The following is a 19,314-nucleotide window of genomic DNA, read 5'->3' as shown; positions in this document are numbered from 1 at the left end:
CGGCCCGCCGGCAGCCGCCGGCGGGCGAGCAACCACGATGGAGGAACGCCTCATGTCCGCTGCCCGGATCAACCTCGGCACCGCCTGGCCGGAGGGCAAGAAGGCGCTGGCCCGGCTCACCTCGACGATCGCGGGCTCCGGACTGGACCGCCAGCTCGTCCAGCTGGTCAACATCCGCGCCTCGCAGCTGAACGGCTGCGCGTTCTGCATCGACATCCACACCAAGGACGCCCGCGCGGCCGGCGAGACCGAGCAGCGCCTGTACGCGTTGAGCGCCTGGCGGGACACGCCGTTCTTCACCGAGCCGGAGCGCGCGGCGCTGGCGCTGACCGAGGAGATCACCCTGATCGCCGACGGCGGGGTCGACGACGAGGTGTTCGAGGCCGCGGCCAAGCAGTTCGACGAGGAGACCCTCGGAAAGCTGATCATGGCGATCGTGGACATCAACGCCTGGAACCGGCTCGGCGTCACCCAGCGGCTGCCGGTCGGCGGCTACACCCCGCCGTCGCCGAACAACTGACCCCGGCCGCGGCCGGAGGTCCGGAAGGGATCGCGTCATGTCGCCAGCCGCCGGCCGTACCGAACCGGCCGTTCCGGTGCTCGTCGTGGGTGCCGGACCGGTCGGGCTCGCCGCCGCGCTCGCCCTGCGGGCCCAGGGCCTGCCGGTCACCCTGCTGGAGGCCGACCCGGCGGACCGGGTACGCCCCGGCAGCCGCGCGCTGTTCGTGCACCACGACTCGCTGCGGACGCTCGACGCGGCGAGTCCCGGCCTCGCCGCGCGGCTGATCGAGAACGGGTTGCTCTGGCACACCAAACGCACGTTCTACCGCGGCCGGCAGGTGTACGCCCGCACGTACCCGCCGCCCCGGCCCGGTGAGCTGCCCCGGTTCACCAGCCTGCGGCAGGTGGAGACCGAGCGGCACCTGCTCGCGGCGTGCGCGGCGGCCGGCGTGCGGATCCACTGGGGAGCCCGGGTCGTCGGGGTGACCCCGGACCCGCACGGGGTGCGCCTGGACGCCGCCGACGGCCGGCGCTGGCGGGCGGCGTACGTGGTGGCCGCCGACGGCGCCCGGTCGGCCGTCCGGCAAACGGTGGGCATCGACTGGCAGGGCCGGCGGGCCGAGGGCTTCCACGTGGTCGTCGACATCGCCGACCCCGGTCCGGGGGCCGAGCCCGCGGAGCGGGTCTTCCACTACCGGCATCCCGCGCTCGGCGGGCGCAACGTGATGCGGGTGCCGTTCGCCGGCGGGTTCCAGGTCGACCTGCAGTGCGCTCCCGACGACGACCCGGCCGAGTTCGCCGAGCCGTCGGCCGTACCCCGCTGGCTGCCCCGGGTGGTGCATCCGCGGCACGCCGAGGCGGTGCTGTGGGTATCCCGGTACCGCTACCTCCAGGTGGTCGCGGAGTCGCTTGTGGACGCCCGGCGCCGGGTGCTGCTGGTGGGCGAGGCCGCGCACCTGTTCCCGCCGTTCGGCGCGCGCGGGATGAACAGCGGGTTCGCCGACGGTGCGGCCGCGGCGGTGGCCGTGCGGGCGGCGCTGGAGGCCGCGGACCCGGCTTCGGCCCGGTCGGCGGTGGAGGACTTCGACCGGGTACGCCGGATGGCGGCCCACTTCAACAGCGCGGCGGCCGGCCAGGCGTTGGCGCACATGCGCCCGACCTCCGCGGGGCTGGTGCTGCGCCAGCGGGCCGCCGCGGTGCTCGCGCCCTGGGTGCCGCGCTTCGGCACCTGGCTGGAACGGGCCCCGTACGGCCCGCGCACCGCGCCCCCGTCGAACCGGACGGGTCGGTACTGACGCCGGCGGCCCGCGGCCCGGCCGGGGGCGTCGGCCCAGACCCGGAGGTCGGCGCGAGGCGGGTGGCGAACCGCCCATAGCGTCGCGTACCGCCCTCGACGAGGGCATCTGTGCCGGGCCGCATGTCGACACGGTGGTCGGTCAGCCCAGCTCGGCAGCCTCTTGCCTGGAGCGGTACCGGTCGGCCAGCAGCAGGATTCCGGCGCCGGCGAGCTGCACCACGCCGGTCGCCGCCAGCGGCGCGGTCAGTCCGCCTCCGGCCAGGGCGGTGACCAACTGCGGGCCGAGGCTCGCCCCGGTGATCAGCGAGAAGGTGTAGAGCGCCACCCCGGCGCCGCGGGCGGGGCCCGACAGCGCGGCGACCTGCTCGGTGAGCCCCGGCGACACGGCGCCGATGGCGCCGACGAAGACGAACATCAGCCCACCGGTGACCAGCGGTGCGGCGGCGCCCTGGACCGCCAGTACGCCGACGGCGGCGGCGCCCACGACCAGGGCGAGCGCGGCCCGCAGGGTGGGGCGGACCCGGTTCAACACCGGGGCCAGCAGTGGCACGGCCACCAGCACCGGCAGCGAGCTGGCCCGCAGCGCCAGCATCGCCCCCGGGGCGTCGGTCAGCTGGGGCGGGCCGAGGAGTTGCAGCGCGGTGTAGACCGCCACGAAGCTGCCCAGCACGGTGAGCGCGGCCAGGTAGATCAGCAGCAGGAGCGGCCGGGTGAGCAGCCGGCCGGCCGCGGCGAGGAAGGCGCGCGGACCGACCGGTGCGCCCTGCGGCCGGCCGCCGGAGAGCACCAGCCGGATCGCCACCGCCAGCGCCGCGATCATCCCGGCGTTGACCAGGAACGTGCCGCGCCAGCCGGCGAGCGGCAGCAGGATCTGGCCGGTGACCTGACCGGTCACGGTCGCCGCGATCATGGCGGTCACCAGCATGGTCACCGCGATCGAGCGGCGCCGGGGCGCGATCCGCTCGCCGAGGTAGGCCAGCGCCACCGGGGAGAGTCCGGCCGCGCCGAGGCCCTGCACGATCCGGCAGGCCAGCAGGAACGGCAGGCCGGACGCGAGCGCCCCGGCGGCGGTGGCGGCGGTGAGCACGCCCAGCCCGACCACGATGATCCGTCGCCTGCCGTACAGGTCCGACAGCGGGCCGGTGACCAGGAAGCCACCGGCGTACGCGAGCCCGAAGGCGGTGGTCGTCCAGGTCGCGGTGGCGACCGGGATCCCGAGGTCGCGGGCCATGTCCGGCAGCAGCGGCAGCACCAGGTACATCTGCCCGACGACGAGCAGCCCGGCGAGGGTCAGCACGGTCGCCGTCCTACCGAACGGTGCCGCGATCGCCGGGCTGCTCGTCGTGTCGGAGTGGCTGCTGGTCAACGCGGGGTGGTGTTCAGCCAGACGGCCAGGGACTGGGTGTTCAGGTTGGCACCCACCAGGTCGGGCAGCCCGTCGTTTGTGACGTCCACGGCCCGTACCGAGGCGACCGCACCGGTGACGGCGAGGACGTTCATCCCGCCGAACGTACCGTCACCGTTGCCCAGCAGGATCGACACACCGGCGCCCTTCGTGCCGGCCGGCGGCGGCGGGGCGCTGGGGTCCCGGTTGTTGTCCGGGGAGACCGTGGTGGCGATGTCGATCTTCCCGTCGGCGTTGAAGTCGCCGAGCGACATCTCGTTGACGCCGGTGCCGATCGGGTACGCCGTGGGCTGTCCGAACCGGCCGCCCGGCCGGCCGAGCAGCACCTCGACCTGGTTGCTGACGAACTCCGGCAGCGCCACGTCCGGCAGGCCGTCACGGTTGAAGTCGGCGACCGCCACGTCGTTCACCGACAGCCCGGCCGCGTAGTTGCGGGCCGGCCGGAACGTGCCGTCGCCCCGGCCGAGCAGCACCGACAGCGAGTCTTCGAGCCGGCCGAAGTTGCCGGTCAGGATGTCCGGGATGTGGTCCCGGTTGACGTCCGCCACGGCGAGGCCCTGCGGCCCGGGACCGATCTGGTAGCGCCGTTCCGGGCCGAAGGTGCCGTTGCCGCGGCCCAGCCGCACGGACACGTCGGCGGAGAAGTTGTTGGCGGTCAGCAGGTCCTGCTTGCCGTCGCGGTTCAGGTCGCCGACGGCGATCTGGTTCGGCCCGAAGCCCATCGGCACCGAGGTCGGCTCGGCGAACGTGCCGTCGCCGTTGTTGGCGTACAGCACCACGTTGCCGACCGGGTTGCCGCCGGAGACCGCGATGTCCAGGTGTCCGTCGTTGTTGAAGTCGACGGCGACCAGGTCGAACAGCAGGAAGTACGGCAGCGCCGGCGCGGCGTAGTCGGCCCGCTCGCCGAAGGTGCCGCCACCGAGGTTGCGGAAGACGGAGATGGACCCGCCGCCGTTGCCGGTGACGGCGTCCACCCTGCCGTCGCCGTCGAAGTCCCCGTACGTGGTGGCCCACGGCCGGGTGCCGGTCTCGTACTCCGCCGCGGCGGCGAAGGTGGCCGGCGGGATCGCGTTGCCGCCGCCGTGCCCGCCGCCGTGTCCGCGGTGACCGGCCGGCGCCGAGGCGGCCGCGTCGGGTGCCTTCGCCACCGCCTGCGCGCCACCGGCGGTGGTCGCCACCAGGGTCAGACACAGCGGCAGCGCCAGGCGCCAGGTCTTTCGTCGTGTCATCGGTTGCCCTCCACGATCGTCCCGATGCGGCCGAACAGCCGCTGACGAGATCTTGTCGGCTCGATATCCCACTGGCAGGAGTCCGGAGTCTCACCGGGCCGGGACGTCCACCCCTGCCGGCGGGAGCGCGGTGGCCGGCGAACCGGGCAGCGGTTCGGCGCGGTCGTCCCACCAGTCCCGCCACTGCGCGGCGTGGACCGCGGGACCGGGCCGGAGGTCGCTGCCGACCCAGGCGACCACCGGCCGGATTCCGTGCAGGGCGTTGACGAACCACACCTCGCGGCCGGCCAGCGCGGCGAGCCGCCGGCGGACCCGGCGGACCGGGATGTCCCGGTCCGCGGCGGCCTGGCCGAGCAGGGCGGCCGTCACCCCGGGCAGCAGCCGCAGGGCGGGGTCGGGCAGGCAGAGGGTGCCGCCCTCCCACCACAGCATGCTGGCGGTGGCGCCCTCCAGGGCGTACCCGAAGCGGGTGCGCAGCAGCACCTCGTCGGCGCCGGCGGCGACCGCGCGGGCCCGCAGGTCGGCCAGCAGGTCCAGGTCGGGGCCCTTGATCCGGGGGCTGAGCCGCGGGTCCTGCGGCGCGGGCGTCCAGACCCGCACGGCGTCCCCGCGGACCGGGGCGGGTCGTATCCGCAGCCGTAGCTGCAACCGCCGGCCGTTGCCCCGCCGGGCCGCGGCGGCCACCAGCTCGGCCCGCGGAAACCAGTCGCCGGTACGCGGAAGCCGGTCGACCAGGCAGGCCCAGAACCGGTCCACCGCCTCGGGCGGTACGCCGGCCGCCCGTTCGCAGGCGGCGCGGAACCGCTGCCGGTGCAGGTCCAGGCCGCGGACCCGGCCCTGTTGCAGCAGCCAGGAGTCGGCCACCAGCAGCCGGACCGGCGCCGGTCCGGCCCGCCACCACCCGCTGGCGGCCCGCCAGACGAGAACCACGCCGGATGCGTCCACGTCAGGCCAGCGGGCGCGCTTCGAGCAGGCTGAAGGCGGTGTCCGTGGGCACCACCCGGGTCAGCTCGTAGCCGGCCGAGCGGAACAGCGCGGCGTACTGCGCCTCGGACCGGATGTTGCCGTTCATGGTCACGCTCATCACCAGGTCGAAGTTCTTGACGAACCGGGCGGACTTGGCGTCCCGGACGAACTCGGCGGCCACGAACCGGGCCCGCGGGGAGACGATGCGGCACCGGCGCAGCAGCCGGGCCACGTGCAGGTCGTCCCAGCTGTGCATGACCTGCTTGACCACGTACGTGTCCACGTCGGCCGGTACGTTTTCGAAGAAGTCGCCGCTGGTCAGCTGCAACCGCTGCTGGTCGAGCAGCGGTCGCAGGTCCGCGCGGGCGCGGGCCTGCTCGATGACCGGCTCCAGGTCGACCAGGATGCCCCGGCGGATCCCCGGGTACAGGGTCAGCACGGCACCCAGGTACGTGCCGGTGCCGCCGCCCAGGTCGGCGATGATCTCGCTCTCGCCGAACTCCGGGTAGGCGGCGGCGACCAGGTCGCTGAGCGCCTCGGAGAAGTCGTTCATCGCGCCGTTGAAGACCTGCCCCTCCTCCGGGTGCCGGCTGAGATAGCGCCACAGCGAGGTGTCGTAGGCGATCTCGAAGCCGGGCCGCCCGGTGGCCAGACCCTCGGCCAGCCGGCCCCAGGCGTCCCAGAGCCAGCCCGAGCCGACCAGGCGGGCCATGAAGTGCTGCGATCGCGGGTACCCCGAGCGCAGCAGGTGTGACAGCGGCGAGTTCTCGAAGACGTCGGCGCGGACCTCCCGGAATACGCCGTCCTCGGCCAGCAGCCGGAGCACCTTGCCGAGCTGTGTCGGGTCGGTGCCGGTCAGCGAGGCGAGTTCGTCCACCGGCAGCGCCCGGTCGGCCAGTACGTCGGCCAGCCCGTGCCGGGCGGCAACCGAGATGCACATGGCGGTGGTCGGGAACATCAGTTGGGAGAGCGCGAAGGCATCCTCGGCCCCCGGCGCGTGGTTCTCGCCCACGTTCTGCCCTTCTTTCTCTCACCCGGCAATCGGTCGGTGCTGCCACTTCAGCATCTGGCCCGGGACGTCCCAGGTCGTCGGCCGGGAGTCCTTCCCGGCCGGGAATCTGGCGCCCGCCGGCCGGGACGGATCCGGCCCCCGCGGTCGCCGACCCGGTCCCGGTGAGGCGGCCCGATTGTCCCCGGCGGCGTGGATGCGACACAGACGACGCCGGGACGGGTCTCTGCCACCGTGGTCGGTGCGGGGCCGGTCCGGCGACCGGCCGGCGAAACCGCGTCACCGAGCCCTTTCACCAACCCGTTTCACCAAGCCGGGAAGTGAGGTCACCCGTGGCAGCACCAAGCGCGTCGCTTCCGACGCTGCCCCGACAGCGTCCGCACCCGTTCGACCTGCCAGACGAGTACGCCGTGTTGCGGGCGGAGGCGCCGATCAGCCGGTTCATCTGGCCCAACGGGGTCGAGGGCTGGCTGGTGACCCGGTACGAGCACATCCGGACGCTGCTGGCGGACAACCGGTTCAGCATCGACCGGGCCGGCAACCGGCCGCCGTCGCTGGCCATCGGCCGCAAGCCGGTGATGATGCCCCGGTCCCTGGTCGCGATGGACCCGCCGGAGCACACCAAGTGGCGACGGCTGATCCTGCGCGACCTGACGCCGGGCAAGGCCCGCGCCCTGGAACCGCGGATCGAGCAGATCACCCGGGAGTACCTGGCGCGGATGCGCGAGCAGGGACCACCGGTGGACCTGTTGAGCGCGCTGGCCTTCCCGGTGCCGTCCCGGATCATCTGCGAACTGCTCGGTGTCCCGGTGGACGACCACGAGTTCTTCCAGCGGCAGACGCACATCCGCAGCTCGGTGGCGAGCACGCCGGACGAGGTGGACGAGGCGACCATCGCGCTCACCGAGTACCTGCGGCACATCGTGGCCGAGAAGCTGCGCCGGCCGGGCGACGACCTGCTCAGCCGGATGGGGCAGTCCACCGTGGACGGCGAGCCGGTCGACCCGGAGTACATGGTGGGCATGGGCATGCTGCTGTTGCTGGCCGGGCACGAGACGACGGCCAGCACCATCGGTATCGGGGTGGCGCACCTGATGGGCGACGATGCGCTGATCGGCCGGCTGCGCACCACGGCCGGCGCCGAACGGCTGGTCGAGGAGCTGCTCCGGATGCACTCGATCATCCAGTACGGCGTGGTCCGCCGGGCCACCGAGGACGTCGAGGTGGGCGGCGTGCGGATCGCCGCGGGGGAGTGGGTGACCTGCCTGCTGGCCTCCGGCAACCGCGACGAGTCGATCTACCAGTGCCCGCACCGGATGGACACCGAACAGCCCCGGGTGCCGCACCTGACCTTCGGGTACGGGGTGCACCAGTGCGTCGGGATGAGCCTGGCCCGGGTGGAACTCAAGGTGGTGCTGCGGGAGCTGTTCGGGCAGTGGCCGGACCTGCGCCCGGTGCGCCCCGTCGACGAGCTGCGCTACCGCGACGACATGTTCGTCTACGGCCTGTACGAGCTGCCCGTGCGGTGGTAGCGGCGCGGACCGCCACGGCGCGGCCGGATCCGCTCGGCGGGTCCGGCCGCGCCGCCGTGCGGCCCGGTCACCGCGGGCCGCGCGGCCGATGCGGCGGGGTTGCGGGGCCGCGCGGCTGATCCGGCTGGGTTGCGGGGCCGCGCGGCTGATCCGGCGGGGCTCCGGGGCCGCGCGCCTGATCCGGCGGGGCTCCGGGGCCGCGCAGTGGCCGCTCGCGCAGGAAGAGCACCACCAGCAGGGCGACCGCCGCGACCGGGGTGGCCAGCAGGAAGACGGCATCCACGGCGTGCGCCACCCCGGCCGCCACCGCCGCCTGCACCGCCTCGGGAAGCTCGCGCAACCGCTCCGGACCGGCCTGGACCTGGCGGGCGTCGACTCCCGCGCCGGCCGGCAGGGTCCGGGCCAGCCGGCCGCTCAGCACCGCGGCGAACAGCGCGCCGAACACCGCGGCCCCGACCGAGCCGCCGAGCGACCGGAAGAAGTTCGCCGACGCCGTGGCCACCCCGATGTCCCGGCGGTCGGCGCCGTTCTGCAGTGCCAGCACCAGGACCTGGGTGATCAGCCCGAACCCGGTGCCGAACAGCGCCATCACGGCCATCACGACCGGCAGCGACGTCGCGGGCGTCACCCGGGCCAGCAGGAACACGCTCACCGTGACGATCGCCAGGCCGATGATCGGGAAGTGCCGGTACCGGCCGGTGCGGGCGATCAGCCGCCCGGAGGTCATGGTGGACACCGTGATCCCGACGGTCATCGGCAACAGCAGCAGGCCGGACCGGGTGGCGCTGGCGCCGGCCGCCACCTGGAGGAACAGCGGCACGAAGATGACCACCGCGAACATCACGCCGGTCACCAGGAACAGCGTCGCGGTGACCACCAGGAAGACCCGGCTGCGGAACAACCGCGGCGGCAGGATCGGCTCGGCCGCCCGGCGTTCCCAGAGCACGAACGCGAGCAGCATCAGCAGACCGGCGACGGCCGGCAGCAGCACCGGCGCCGAACCCCAGGCGTACTGCCGGCCGGCCCACTCCACCACCAGCAGCAGGCAGAGCACGCTGCCCACGAGCAGCGCCGCGCCCGGATAGTCCACCGAGCGCCGCGCGCGGGCCGCCGGGAGCCGGAGGCGGGCCACGATGACCCCGAGCGCCAGCGCGCCGACCGGCAGGTTGACGTAGAACACCCAGCGCCAGGACGCGCCGTCGACGATCAGCCCGCCCAGCACCGGGCCGACCACGCCGGCCAGCGCGAACACCAGTTGCAGGTAGCCCTGGTAGCGGCCGCGTTCGCGGGCCGCCACCAGGTCGGCGATGACCGCCATGGACAGCGTCATCATCCCGCCCGCGCCCAGCCCCTGCACGGCGCGGAACGCCACCAGCTCGATCAGGTTCTGCGCCAGGCCGCACAGCGCCGAGCCGGCCAGAAAGACCGTCACGGCGGCCACCAGCAGCCGCTTGCGGCCGTACAGGTCGCTGATCCGCCCCCACAACGGTGTGCTGGCCGCGGACGCCAGGTGGTAGACGATGATGATCCAGGAGAGCTGGTCGAGGCCGCCCACATCTCCGGCGATCTCCGGCAGCGCCGTGGCCACGATCGTCTGGTCGAGCGAGGCGAGGAACATCGCCATGGCCAGCGCCGTGAAGACGACCGTGATCCGGCGCCGCTCGGGCGCCACCGTCGCGGTCGTCCCGTCCGTTGTGGCGGCCATCCGATCAGGACCCGATGGCCTGGGCGAACCGGAAGAACCGGTGCGGGTCGTAGCGGCGCTTGATGCCGACCAGCCGGTCGTAGTTCTCCGCGTAGTAGGCGCGGCGCCAGTCCGGCAGCATCGGGTCGATGAAGTTCACCTGGCCCTCGGTGCCGTGCCGGCGGGCGATGGCGAACCCGTCGCCGGTCCACGAGCCGACCGCGGCCCGCTGCTGCGGGGTCGGGGTGAAGCCGGGCACCCCCGAGGTGAAGGTGAGGTAGTGGTCGCTGGAGCGGTGCACGTAGGCGGTGTCCCGCCGGCCGGGCCGGTTGATCCGGCCGCCGAGCCCGCCGAGGCTGAGGATCCGGAACTGCCCGGGCAGCGGGTCGCGGTCGAACAGGGCCAGCGCCGCGGCGATGGCCGAGGTGTCCGGCGTACGGTCCAGCAGCCGGCCGCGGGCCACCACGTAGCCGTGCCGGGCGAGCGCGGCCTCCGGGTTGTACCCGACCCGGTGGCACTGGTCCACGGTCTTGTCGCTGCACCCGTACTGGCGCATCAGCGCCTGCTGGTAGGTGAGGTCCTGGACCAGCCGCACGGTGGGCGCCGCCCCCACGGCCGCGACCAGTCCGGCCAGGTGCGGCTCGATGCCGGTCGGGTCCGGCCCGAGCCAGCCGCCGGTCACCGAGACGCTCGGCGTCGTCCCCGGCCCCTGGCTGGCGACCGTGAGGTTCGCCGTCACGTCCTGCGGGGTGCGCGGCAGCCAGCGCAGGTACGCGGCGAGCACCTCGGCCGCGTCGGCCCAGGACCAGAGCAGGCTGAAGCTGGTCATCCGGGCCGTCTCGGTGGTCCGCATCCGGTATTCGGTGACCACCCCGAAGTTGCCGCCGCCGCCACCGCGCAACGCCCAGAACAGGTCGGGGTCGCGGCGCGCGGAGACCGACCGGACGCTGCCGTCGGCCAGCACCACCCGGGCCGCCACCAGCCCGTCGCTGGCCACCCCGAAGCGGCGGGCCAGCGGCCCGATGCCGCCGCCGGAGAGGTAGCCGCCGGCGCAGACGGTGGGGCAGGTGCCGGTCACCGCGGCCCGGCCGAGCGGGGCCAGCGTGTCCAGCAGGTCCACGCCCTGCGTACCCGGTCCGATCGTGACGGTGCCCGCGCCCACGTCGATGCGGCGCAGCCGGGAGACGTCCAGCACCAGTCCGGTGCCGGTCGAGTAGCCGGCGGCCGAGTGGCCGCCGCTGCGGATGGCCAGCGGCACGTCGTGGTGCTGGGCGAAGGCCAGGCAGGCGGCCACGTCGCGCTCGTTTTCGCAGTACGCCACGGCCTGCGGCGAGACGCTGTCGAAGTAGCCGTTGTCGAGCTGCTTGGCCTGCGGGTAGTCGGGATCGCCGGGCCGGACGAGGTCGCCGGTGAGGCACCGGTCCAACCGGTCCCATCCGGCGGTGGGCCGGCGGACGCCGGGGCGGGCCGAGGCGGCCGGACCGGAGGTCAGGGACGTGCCGGCCGCCACCAGGCCGGCGGTGGCGAGACCCGCCCGTACGAAGGACCTTCGACTGATCATGGGTGCGCTCCCTAGAACCGGGGATGACCATCTCAGCGTCGTCATCGCGGCCCGGTTCGGCGAGAGCTGCCTCGATCTACGGTTCGATTTCCCCGGCCGGTCGGGACGGCGGTCCCGGCCGGCCGGGACCGGGCTGGTGCCGGTGGCTCAGCGCACGCCCAGCAGCTCGATGATCGGGGCGAACTGTTCCATGAAACCCGCGTTGACGGTCACATAGGACACCCCCCACCGGTCCCGCCAGCGCAGCAGCTTCTCCGCCCAGTCGGCCGGCTTGCCGGGCAGCACCGTGACGGCGCCGGCCCGCGCCAGTTCCTCGGTGCTCATCCCGATGAACTTCTGCGTCCAGGGCGCGGGCTCGTCGCCGACCGAGATCAGGTTGAGGTTCAGCTCGATGTCGTCCAGCCGGTCCCCGGCGGCCGCGTGCAGCCGGCCCACCACCTCCGCGGCCTCCGGCTCGGTGGTCTGCGGACGCCAGGTCAGCGTCACGATGTCGGCCTCCCGGGCGGCCAGCGTGAGCATCCGGGGGCCGGTTCCGCAGGCCAGCAGCAGCGGCGGCCGGTCCGGTTGCTGCTTCACCTCGGCGATGGTCTCGGTCAGCCGGGCGATCCGCCGCCCCGGGCTGCCGAACTCCCGCCCGAGCCGGGCCGCCCGCCGCTCGTTGTCCGGGCGACCCAGGCCGAGGCCCAGTTCGAACCGTCCGCCGGAGAGGGCGTGCAGGGTCTGCGCCTGCCAGCTCAGCATCCGGGCGTCCCGGAACGACTCGGCCAGCACGAACGTGCCGAAGTGCAGCCGGGTCGTCACGGCGGCCACCGCGGACAGCGCCGTCATCGGGTCGTGTTCGGTCAGCGGGTCGGGGCTGACCATCGTCTGGTAGCCGAGCTCCTGCGCCCGCCGGGCGATGCCCGTGAGGCTGTCCACGGTCGGGGCGTGTCCGGCGACGATGCCGAAGCGGAACGGACGATCGGTCATGGTTGGTCTCCCTCGGTCTCGGCATGTTCATCGATCATTGCCTCCGCCTCGCCTCCGCCGTAGCGGGCTGGGAAACGCCGGACGCCTTTTCCCGTCCCCGGTGGGACGGCTGACTCACGACGCCAGGATGTGCCGGGCGCGAACCTTGGCTGCGACAAGGCGGAGAAGACAACCGGAGGTGCCCGGTGTCCCTGGACGCGACTGGTGTCGCCGTGGGCGGCAATCGGACCGGCGTGGAACTGGTCCGGCGAATCGTGCGGACCGTGGTCAACGACGGCGACCTGGGCGCCGTACCGGACCTGTTCGCCGCGGACTACGTGCTGCGCAAGGCCGGGCTGTCCGTGCCGCGCGGGCCGGAGGCGATCAAGATGCTGGTCCGGCAGTGGCGGGACGCGTTTCCCGACTACCACGTGGAGATCGAGGCGGTGATCGCCGCGGGCGACGTGGTGGCCTGCCGGTACGTCGCGTCCGGCACGCACCGGGGCGCGCTGCTCGGGGTGCCGCCCACCGACCGGGCGTTCACCGTCCGCGGCACCGACGTGCACCGGCTCGCCGACGGGCTGGTCGCCGAGTCCTGGCTCGCCGACGACCTGCCCCGGATCCTGACCGAGGTCGGCTTCCTCACCCCGTCGGCGTCGAGCCGGTGGACCTGACGGGCGCCTCAGAGGGGAGATCCGATGCGCAAGCTGCTGCTGTTCGATGTGGACGGTCTGCTGCTCGAACCGGCCAGCACCCGCCGGCTGCCCGGCGCCGCCGAGGCGCTGGCCCAACTCCGGCACGCCGGCGACGCCGTACTGGCGGTGCTCTGCGCCGACGCCGAGCCGGCGGCCCGGCAGCGGATCACCCGGGCCGGGCTGGAGCGCTACCTCGACCTGGCGGTCGGGGCGTACGGCGTGGGCGCGGCCGACCGGACCGCGGCGGTGGCGGCCGCCCGGCAGCGCGCGACCGAGGGCTACGGCTGCCCGTTCGAGGTGCTCGTCGTGGCCACCGGGGGTGTGGTGACGGACGGGACCGGCACCGAGCGGGCGGTGGACGGCCTGCTCGACGTCGTACCGCTGGCCCGGGGCGGCGCGAGATGAGCGGTGCGTCCGGTCACCGCGCCGCCCACCCCGGGCGGCGCGCGCCGCGCGGTGCGCGGCACGGCCCGGCCGCCGCGGTGAACCACCGGGAACCGGGACCGGGCCGTCGCGCCAGCCGGCGGCTTCGTACCTTCGATCGCAGACAGGAGTCGGCATGACGGCAGTGAGTTCGCAGGCGCGCATCCGGACCGGCAGCGTGTGGATCTGGGGGGACAACGCGTTCCGCCAGCAGTGCGACGGCACCACGGAGTCCCGGCTGCTGCCGGGCGAGGTGCCCGGGATGGACGGGGTGGTCAGCATCACCGGCGGCGGCGGGCACGCGGTGGTGCTGCGCGCCGACGGCACGGTCTGGTCCTGGGGGCGCAACGACCACGGGCAGGTCGGCGACGGCACCAACGAGAACCGGGACACCCCGTACCACATCGCCAGCCTGACCGACGTGGTCAGCCTGGCCGGCGGGGGTGGCCACACCCTCGCGCTGGCCGCCGACGGCACGGTCTGGGCGTGGGGCCACAACGGCCGGGGTGACCTCGGTGACGGCACCACCGACAACCGCAGCCGGCCGGTGAAGGTCAAGGGCCTCACCGAGGTGGCGGCGGTGGCCTGGGGCGGTGGCCACAGCGTCGCGCTGCGCTCCGACGGCACCGTGTGGACCTGGGGACACAACCTGTTCGGTGGCCTGGGCGACGGGACCACGGAGACCCGGATCGAACCGGTGCGGGTGGACCTCACCGACGTCGTGGAGGTCACCGGCGGCGGCGGACACACCCTGGCCCGGACCACGGACGGGACGCTCTGGGCCTGGGGGCGCAACGACCGGGGCCAGGTCGGCGACGGCAGCAACGAGACCCGGCTCAGCCCGGTCCGGGTGCGGGGCCTTGACGAGGTGGAGATCCGGTCGTTCATCGGCGGCTACTTCCACAGCCTGGTGCTCGCGGACGACGGAACGGTCTGGTCCTGGGGCAACAACGACAGCGGCCAACTCGGTGACGGCACGACCGACAACCGCAACCTGCCGGCCCAGGTGTCCGGGCTGGAGTCCGTGGTGCAGATCGCCGGCGGGGGCGGCCGGAACGAGTTCGGACCCGGCGGGCACACCGTGGCCAGGCTGGCCGACGGCAGCCTGCGGGCCTGGGGACTGAACGACGCGGGCCAACTCGGCGACGGGACGACCCGCAACCGGCACCGGCCGGTGCGGGTGAACGGTCTCACCGAGGTCATCACGATCGTCGCCGGCGGCGGCTACACGATGGCCCTGGTCTGAGGCCCGGCCGGTCGACCCGGGTTGGCGTCGCCCGGCGGGTTCACCCGCCGGGCGACCGCGGCCCGGTCCCCGCCCCGGTCACCGGGTCCCCGCCCCCGGCCACCGTTCCGGTCATCGCGGGTTGCCGCCCCGGGAGCGGATGAGCACCACGAGGGTGCCGATCAGGACGGGCAGGAACACCAGGTGGTACACGATGTCCGGCCAGTGGCCGCCGCGGATCGTCATGTTCAGCCCCCACAGGAACCCGAACGTCGCGAAGCCGGTGCCGATCAGGCCGGCGAGCCGCGCCCGGGCCGGCCAGCGGAGCATCACGGCCGCGCAGACCAGCAGCACCACGCTGATGAGCGCCTCGGCGACCCCGGCGTGCTGGGCGTTGTACGGGAACCCCGGCCGCTCACGTTTCCCGACAGGTGCAGGGCCGAGGCGATGACCAGGCTGATGGCGACGGCCACCATCGCGGCGACCGGGCCACGGAGGGTGCCACGGGGGGTTGCTGAAGTCGGACTGACCATGCCTCCCATCCTGTAACCGCCGGGCCGGTCCTGTCGTCACCCGCGCTCGTGTGTCGGGGTACGTCGGACGAGGTAGCGCCGGTTGTCCGGGCTACGCCGGCTGCGGTACGGGCGGTCAGTCGAAGAATCGCGCCAGGTGACCGGGGTCGGGGGCGGGCTCGCCGTCGGCCAGCGGCGTCAGGTCGGCGAAGATCGAGGCGCCGTCGCAGCCGGCGTGCAGCGGGTACCAGCGGGGTGTGCCGGGTGGCCGGGCGCAGATCCCCTTGATCGTCTGCACGTCCAGCAGCCGCACGTGGGTCGGGTCGGCCACCGCGTTCGGGTGCCCCCACCAGGGGCTCATGACGTGCAGCGTGCCGCCGGGCCGCAGCACCCGGTGGCACTCGTCCACCAGCGGCAGGAAGTCGATCAGGTGTTCCAGGATGTGCACCGTGAAGATCACGTCGACCGAGTCGGCGCGTACCGGAAGCGAGCCGGACAGGTCCGTGACCGCATCGACCCCCTGCGCCGCGCGCAGGTCGAAGCCCAGGTTGCCGGGCCACTGCTTGGCGGCGCCGCAACCCAGGTCCAGCACCACCGGCTCGCGTCCGCCCACCGCGACCCCGGACCAGACCGCCAGCACCCCGTCCAGCCGCCCCACCAACTGCCGGACCAGCCGGTGCTCGCGGTGATCCGCCACCCGCCCCTGCAGGTGCGCCACCCCCCGGTCGAACCGCACCTGCACGGGTACGCCCTGGAGACGCTCGTCGAACTTCGCGAGATCCGCCCACGCGGCATCCAGGTACGTGTCGATCGCCCGCAGCCGCTCGCCGGCCAGCGCGGTTCTGGTCAACGCGACCATGGCCCCACCTCCGGCCCCCGGCTACCCCGATCCCGGCCCGCCACACCCGCCACGGCCCGGCCGGGACGGCTCATCGGCCGGTGCCGCTCATCGGCCGGTGCCGCTCATCGGCCGGTGCGGCTCAGCGACCCGTGCGGCTCATCCTGCCGGCGCGGCCCAGCCGCGGCCGGGGCGCCGGTGCCGACACCAGCCGCTTGAGGTGGTAGCGGTGCAGTTCGTTCGGGGCGTCCATCGAATGGTCCTCGGTCATCGTGACCAACTCCCAACCCTGGGCACCCAGCCGGTTCAGGTGTGCCACCGCCGTGTCGCCGTACTCGGTGACGTCGGCCGTCGAGCCGTCGGGGCCGTACCAGTGGAAGGTGATCTCCCACCCGGCCTCGGTCGTGCTCGCCAGCCGCCGCCGGACGAGCAGCGCGTACTGGAACGTCGCCATGGAAAGCATTGTCACCGGCCGGTCGCTGCGGCGCATGGCGACGTGCCGCGCCGGCTCAGCCGCCGGTCACCCGGCCCGCCTCGACCCGCAGATGCCGGTTGGTGTGCACCGTCGCCAGCATCCGCCGGTCGTGGGTGACCAGCAGCAGCGTGCCCGGATAGCCGGCCAGCGCCGACTCCAACTGCTCGATCGCCGGCAGGTCCAGATGGTTGGTCGGCTCGTCCAGCACCAGCAGGTTCACCCCGCGGCCCTGCAACAGCGCCAGCGCCGCCCGGGTCCGCTCGCCCGGCGACAGCGTGACCGCGGGACGCAGCACATGGTCGGCGCGCAGCCCGAACTTCGCCAGCAGCGTCCGCGCGTCCGCCGGGGACAGATTCGGTACGTGCTCGCGGAAGGAGTCCAGCAGCGGCTGGTCGCCCAGGAACAACCGGCGGGCCTGGTCCACCTCGCCCACCACCACGCCCGGACCCAGCGACGCGTGCCCGCGCGCCAGCGGCAGCCGGCCCAGCAGCGCACCCAGCAGTGTCGACTTGCCCGATCCGTTGGCGCCGGTGATCGCCACCCGGTCCGCCCAGTCGATCTGGAGGTCGACCGGGCCGAGCGTGAAGTCGCCCCGGCGTACCACCGCGTCGCGCAACGCCGCGACCACCGCGCCGGCCCGGGGCGCCGCGGCGATCTCCATCCGCAGCTCCCACTCCTTGCGCGGCTCCTCGACCACCTCCAGCCGCTCGATCAGCCGTTCGGTCTGCCGGGCCTTGGCGGCCTGCTTCTCGCTGGTCTCGCCGCGGAAGTGCTTGAGGTTCTTGTCGTTGTCGGTGGCCTTGCGGCGGGCGTTGCGGACACCCTTCTCCATCCAGGCGCGCTGGGTCCGCGCCCGCGTCTCCAGGCCGGTGCGGGTCTGCGCGTACTCCTCGTAGTCCGCCCGCGCCTGCCGGCGGGCGATCTCCCGCTCCTCCAGGTACGCGGTGTAGCCGCCGCCGTAGAAGCCGACCTGCTGTTGCGCCAGGTCGAGTTCGAGGATCCCGGTGACCGTCCGGGTGAGAAACTCCCGGTCGTGGCTGACCAGCACCGTCCCGGCGCGCAGCCCGGTGACGAACTCCTCCAGCCGGCGCAGGCCGTCCAGGTCCAGGTCGTTGGTCGGCTCGTCCAGCAGCACCACGTCGTACCGGCTGAGCAGCAGCGAGGCCAGCCCGGCGCGGGCGGCCTGACCGCCGGAAAGGCTCGCCATCGGTGCGTCCAGGTCCACCGCGAGGCCGAGGTCGGCGGCCACCTGCCCGGCCCGGTCGTCGAGGTCGGCGGCGCCGAGCGCGAGCCAGCGCTCCAGCGCCGTGGCGTACCCGTCGTCCGCGCCGGCCGCCCCCGCGGTCAGGGCCTCGGTCGCGGCGTCCAGCGCGGCCTGGGCGGCGGTGACCCCGGTGCGGCGGCCGAGGAACGCCCGGACCGTCTCGTCCGGGCGGCGCTCCCGCTCCTGCGGCAGGTGTCCCACGGTGGCCGTCGGCGGGTTGAGCTGCACCGAGCCCTGTTCCGGCGCCAGCAGGCCGGCCAGCACCCGCAGCAGCGTCGACTTGCCGGCGCCGTTCGCGCCGACCAGCCCGATCACGTCGCCCGGGGCGACCACCAGATCGAGACCGGTGAAGAGCATCCGATCGCCGTGGCCGGCGGCGAGGTCCTTGGCGATCAACGTTGCGCTCATCAGATCCCGATCGTATCCGCCGGGCGGACAGCGGCCGAACGGCTTTCCGGGTGGCTGGGCGGCCGGGCACACTGGCGGGCGTGATGACCACGCTGAGCATCGACTGCGGGGGCGGTGGGATCAAGTCCTCGGTACTGGACGCCGCCGGCACGATGCGGGCGCGGCCGATCCGGGTGCCCACCCCGTACCCGTTGCCGCCGGCGCTCTTCGTGAAGACCCTGGTCGACCTCGCCGGCCGGCTGCCCGGCGCGGACCGGGTCACCGTGGGCATGCCCGGGATGCTGCGGCACGGCGTGGTGGTGGCCACCCCGCACTACGTGACCCGCTCCGGCCCGCGTACCAGAATCGACCCCGGCCTGGTGGCCGAGTGGTCCGGGTTCGACGCGCGGACCGCGCTGGCGGACGCGTTCGGGATGCCGGTCCTGGTGCTCAACGACGCCGAGGTGCACGGCGCGGGCCTGGTCGCCGGCACCGGCCTGGAACTCGTGCTCACCCTCGGCACGGGCCTGGGCTGCGCGATCTTCGACGGCGGGCGGCTGGCGCCGCATCTGGAACTGTCCCAGGCGCCGGTGCGCTGGGGGATGAGCTACGACACCTACATCGGCGAACACGAACGCCGCCGGCTGGGCGACAGCTTCTGGTCCCGTCGGGTACGCGGGGTCGTCGAGGGCCTGCGCCCGGTCTTCTGCTGGGACCGGCTCTACCTGGGCGGCGGCAATTCCCGGCTGGTCCGGCCCGAGCAACTGGCCCGGATGGGCGACGACGTGGTGGTGGTGCCCAACGACGCCGGCATCCTGGGTGGGGTACGCGCCTGGGCGCTGGCCGAGGGGCCGTAGCCGCCGGCGCCCGGCCTGGGCCACCGGTGTCCGGGTCGGTCCGTCGGCGTCCGGCCCGGGCCGCCGGTGTCCGGGTCGGTCCGCCGGCGGCCGGGTCAGTCCGCCGGGGTGAGCCGGCGGCGGGACATGCCGTCCAGGCCGGGCAGCCCCCAGCTGAACACGACCTCCGGATGGATCCGGATGACCTCCGCGCTCGTCCCGGGGATCGGCGGCGGCTGGTCCCGCAGCGCCTCGGCGCGACCGCGGATCTCCACCCCGCGTACCCGCCAGGGCCGCACGGAGGCGAGATCGTCCACCACGAAGGCGACCGGTGGGTGCCGTTCGATGTTCCGGAACTTGCGGCTGGCGCCCAGGCTGTAGCCGCCGATCACGATCGTCCCGCTGGCCTCGTCGTACCGGAATCCGACCGGGTTGTTCTGCGGCGCCCCGTCCGGCCCGACCGTGGCGAGCCGGCCGAGGCGCTGACCGGCGAGATAGTCACGTTCCGCTGGGGTAAGACTCATGAT

Annotated in this window: 19 protein-coding genes; 7 read left to right on the top strand and 12 right to left on the bottom strand. The window is 74.0% G+C overall.

Features of this window, described 5'->3' with window-relative positions; all coding sequences use genetic code 11:
• The first annotated feature begins 52 nt into the window (after window positions 1-52).
• The gene (locus CIK06_RS25335; protein WP_198348010.1) at window positions 53-520 is read left to right on the top strand and encodes a carboxymuconolactone decarboxylase family protein; all 468 of its coding nucleotides are present in this window, start codon (window positions 53-55) and stop codon (window positions 518-520) included.
• Between the two features lie 37 nt (window positions 521-557).
• Complete coding sequence (locus CIK06_RS25330; protein ID WP_095566907.1) at window positions 558-1,796, top strand: FAD-dependent monooxygenase; 1,239 nt, start codon at window positions 558-560, stop codon at window positions 1,794-1,796.
• A gap of 141 nt (window positions 1,797-1,937) precedes the next feature.
• On the opposite strand, the gene CIK06_RS25325 is transcribed toward CIK06_RS25330, so the two are convergent.
• The 4 genes from CIK06_RS25325 to CIK06_RS25310 form a co-directional block, all read right to left on the bottom strand.
• The gene (locus CIK06_RS25325; RefSeq protein WP_198348009.1) at window positions 1,938-3,164 is read right to left on the bottom strand and encodes an MFS transporter; all 1,227 of its coding nucleotides are present in this window, start codon (window positions 3,162-3,164) and stop codon (window positions 1,938-1,940) included.
• Window positions 3,161-4,432 carry a VCBS repeat-containing protein gene (locus CIK06_RS25320; RefSeq protein WP_095566906.1) on the bottom strand — a complete coding sequence of 424 codons (1,272 nt, stop codon included), beginning with the start codon at window positions 4,430-4,432 and terminating at the stop codon, window positions 3,161-3,163. Before CIK06_RS25320 ends, CIK06_RS25325 begins: the two co-directional genes overlap by 4 nt.
• Window positions 4,433-4,522: 90 nt before the next feature.
• The gene (locus CIK06_RS25315; protein ID WP_198348008.1) at window positions 4,523-5,362 is read right to left on the bottom strand and encodes an aminotransferase class IV; all 840 of its coding nucleotides are present in this window, start codon (window positions 5,360-5,362) and stop codon (window positions 4,523-4,525) included.
• Between the two features lie 16 nt (window positions 5,363-5,378).
• A complete protein-coding gene (locus CIK06_RS25310; RefSeq protein ID WP_198348007.1) occupies window positions 5,379-6,410 on the bottom strand; it encodes a methyltransferase in 1,032 nt (343 codons plus the stop codon).
• Between the two features lie 329 nt (window positions 6,411-6,739).
• On the opposite strand from CIK06_RS25310, the gene CIK06_RS25305 reads away from it, so the two are divergent.
• On the top strand, window positions 6,740-7,939 hold the full coding sequence (locus CIK06_RS25305) for a cytochrome P450 (RefSeq protein WP_157756935.1): 1,200 nt from the start codon (window positions 6,740-6,742) through the stop codon (window positions 7,937-7,939).
• Window positions 7,940-8,006: 67 nt separating this feature from the next.
• On the opposite strand, the gene CIK06_RS25300 is transcribed toward CIK06_RS25305, so the two are convergent.
• The 3 genes from CIK06_RS25300 to CIK06_RS25290 form a co-directional block, all read right to left on the bottom strand.
• Complete coding sequence (locus tag CIK06_RS25300) at window positions 8,007-9,644, bottom strand: MDR family MFS transporter (RefSeq protein ID WP_095566903.1); 1,638 nt, start codon at window positions 9,642-9,644, stop codon at window positions 8,007-8,009.
• Between the two features lie 4 nt (window positions 9,645-9,648).
• Complete coding sequence (locus CIK06_RS25295; protein WP_198348006.1) at window positions 9,649-11,184, bottom strand: FAD-binding oxidoreductase; 1,536 nt, start codon at window positions 11,182-11,184, stop codon at window positions 9,649-9,651.
• A gap of 147 nt (window positions 11,185-11,331) precedes the next feature.
• Window positions 11,332-12,153: an LLM class flavin-dependent oxidoreductase gene (locus CIK06_RS25290; protein WP_095566901.1), complete on the bottom strand. Its 822-nt coding sequence runs from the start codon at window positions 12,151-12,153 to the stop codon at window positions 11,332-11,334.
• A gap of 212 nt (window positions 12,154-12,365) precedes the next feature.
• On the opposite strand from CIK06_RS25290, the gene CIK06_RS25285 reads away from it, so the two are divergent.
• The 3 genes from CIK06_RS25285 to CIK06_RS25275 all read left to right on the top strand — a co-directional run bounded on the left by CIK06_RS25285 (window position 12,366) and on the right by CIK06_RS25275 (window position 14,496).
• Window positions 12,366-12,806, top strand: coding sequence for an ester cyclase (locus CIK06_RS25285; protein WP_198348005.1), 441 nt, complete (start codon window positions 12,366-12,368; stop codon window positions 12,804-12,806).
• 24 nt (window positions 12,807-12,830) lie between these two features.
• Window positions 12,831-13,232 (top strand): hypothetical protein, encoded by a 402-nt coding sequence (locus CIK06_RS25280; protein WP_095566899.1) that lies wholly within the window; start codon window positions 12,831-12,833, stop codon window positions 13,230-13,232.
• A 154-nt stretch (window positions 13,233-13,386) separates the two neighbouring features.
• Window positions 13,387-14,496: a hypothetical protein gene (locus tag CIK06_RS25275; protein ID WP_095566898.1), complete on the top strand. Its 1,110-nt coding sequence runs from the start codon at window positions 13,387-13,389 to the stop codon at window positions 14,494-14,496.
• Window positions 14,497-14,607: 111 nt separating this feature from the next.
• Here the strand turns inward: CIK06_RS25275 and CIK06_RS25270 are convergent, their stop codons facing one another.
• The 4 genes from CIK06_RS25270 to CIK06_RS25255 all read right to left on the bottom strand — a co-directional run bounded on the left by CIK06_RS25270 (window position 14,608) and on the right by CIK06_RS25255 (window position 17,972).
• A complete protein-coding gene (locus CIK06_RS25270; RefSeq protein ID WP_095566897.1) occupies window positions 14,608-14,832 on the bottom strand; it encodes a hypothetical protein in 225 nt (74 codons plus the stop codon).
• Between the two features lie 291 nt (window positions 14,833-15,123).
• Window positions 15,124-15,846, bottom strand: coding sequence for a methyltransferase domain-containing protein (locus CIK06_RS25265; RefSeq protein ID WP_095566896.1), 723 nt, complete (start codon window positions 15,844-15,846; stop codon window positions 15,124-15,126).
• Between the two features lie 121 nt (window positions 15,847-15,967).
• Window positions 15,968-16,279: a hypothetical protein gene (locus CIK06_RS25260; protein WP_095568124.1), complete on the bottom strand. Its 312-nt coding sequence runs from the start codon at window positions 16,277-16,279 to the stop codon at window positions 15,968-15,970.
• 55 nt (window positions 16,280-16,334) lie between these two features.
• On the bottom strand, window positions 16,335-17,972 hold the full coding sequence (locus CIK06_RS25255; RefSeq protein WP_095566895.1) for an ABC-F family ATP-binding cassette domain-containing protein: 1,638 nt from the start codon (window positions 17,970-17,972) through the stop codon (window positions 16,335-16,337).
• A gap of 80 nt (window positions 17,973-18,052) precedes the next feature.
• Between CIK06_RS25255 and CIK06_RS25250 the strand changes: the two genes are divergently transcribed.
• Window positions 18,053-18,808, top strand: coding sequence for an ROK family protein (locus tag CIK06_RS25250; protein ID WP_095566894.1), 756 nt, complete (start codon window positions 18,053-18,055; stop codon window positions 18,806-18,808).
• Window positions 18,809-18,903: 95 nt separating this feature from the next.
• Here the strand turns inward: CIK06_RS25250 and CIK06_RS25245 are convergent, their stop codons facing one another.
• Complete coding sequence (locus CIK06_RS25245; protein ID WP_095566893.1) at window positions 18,904-19,311, bottom strand: PPOX class F420-dependent oxidoreductase; 408 nt, start codon at window positions 19,309-19,311, stop codon at window positions 18,904-18,906.
• Window positions 19,312-19,314: the final 3 nt, after the last annotated feature.

Source organism: Plantactinospora sp. KBS50 (assembly GCF_002285795.1).
Taxonomy (GTDB): Bacteria; Actinomycetota; Actinomycetes; order Mycobacteriales; family Micromonosporaceae; genus KBS50.
The sequence above is the reverse complement of the archived record's forward strand: the minus strand, read 5'-3'. Positions and strand labels throughout refer to the sequence as shown.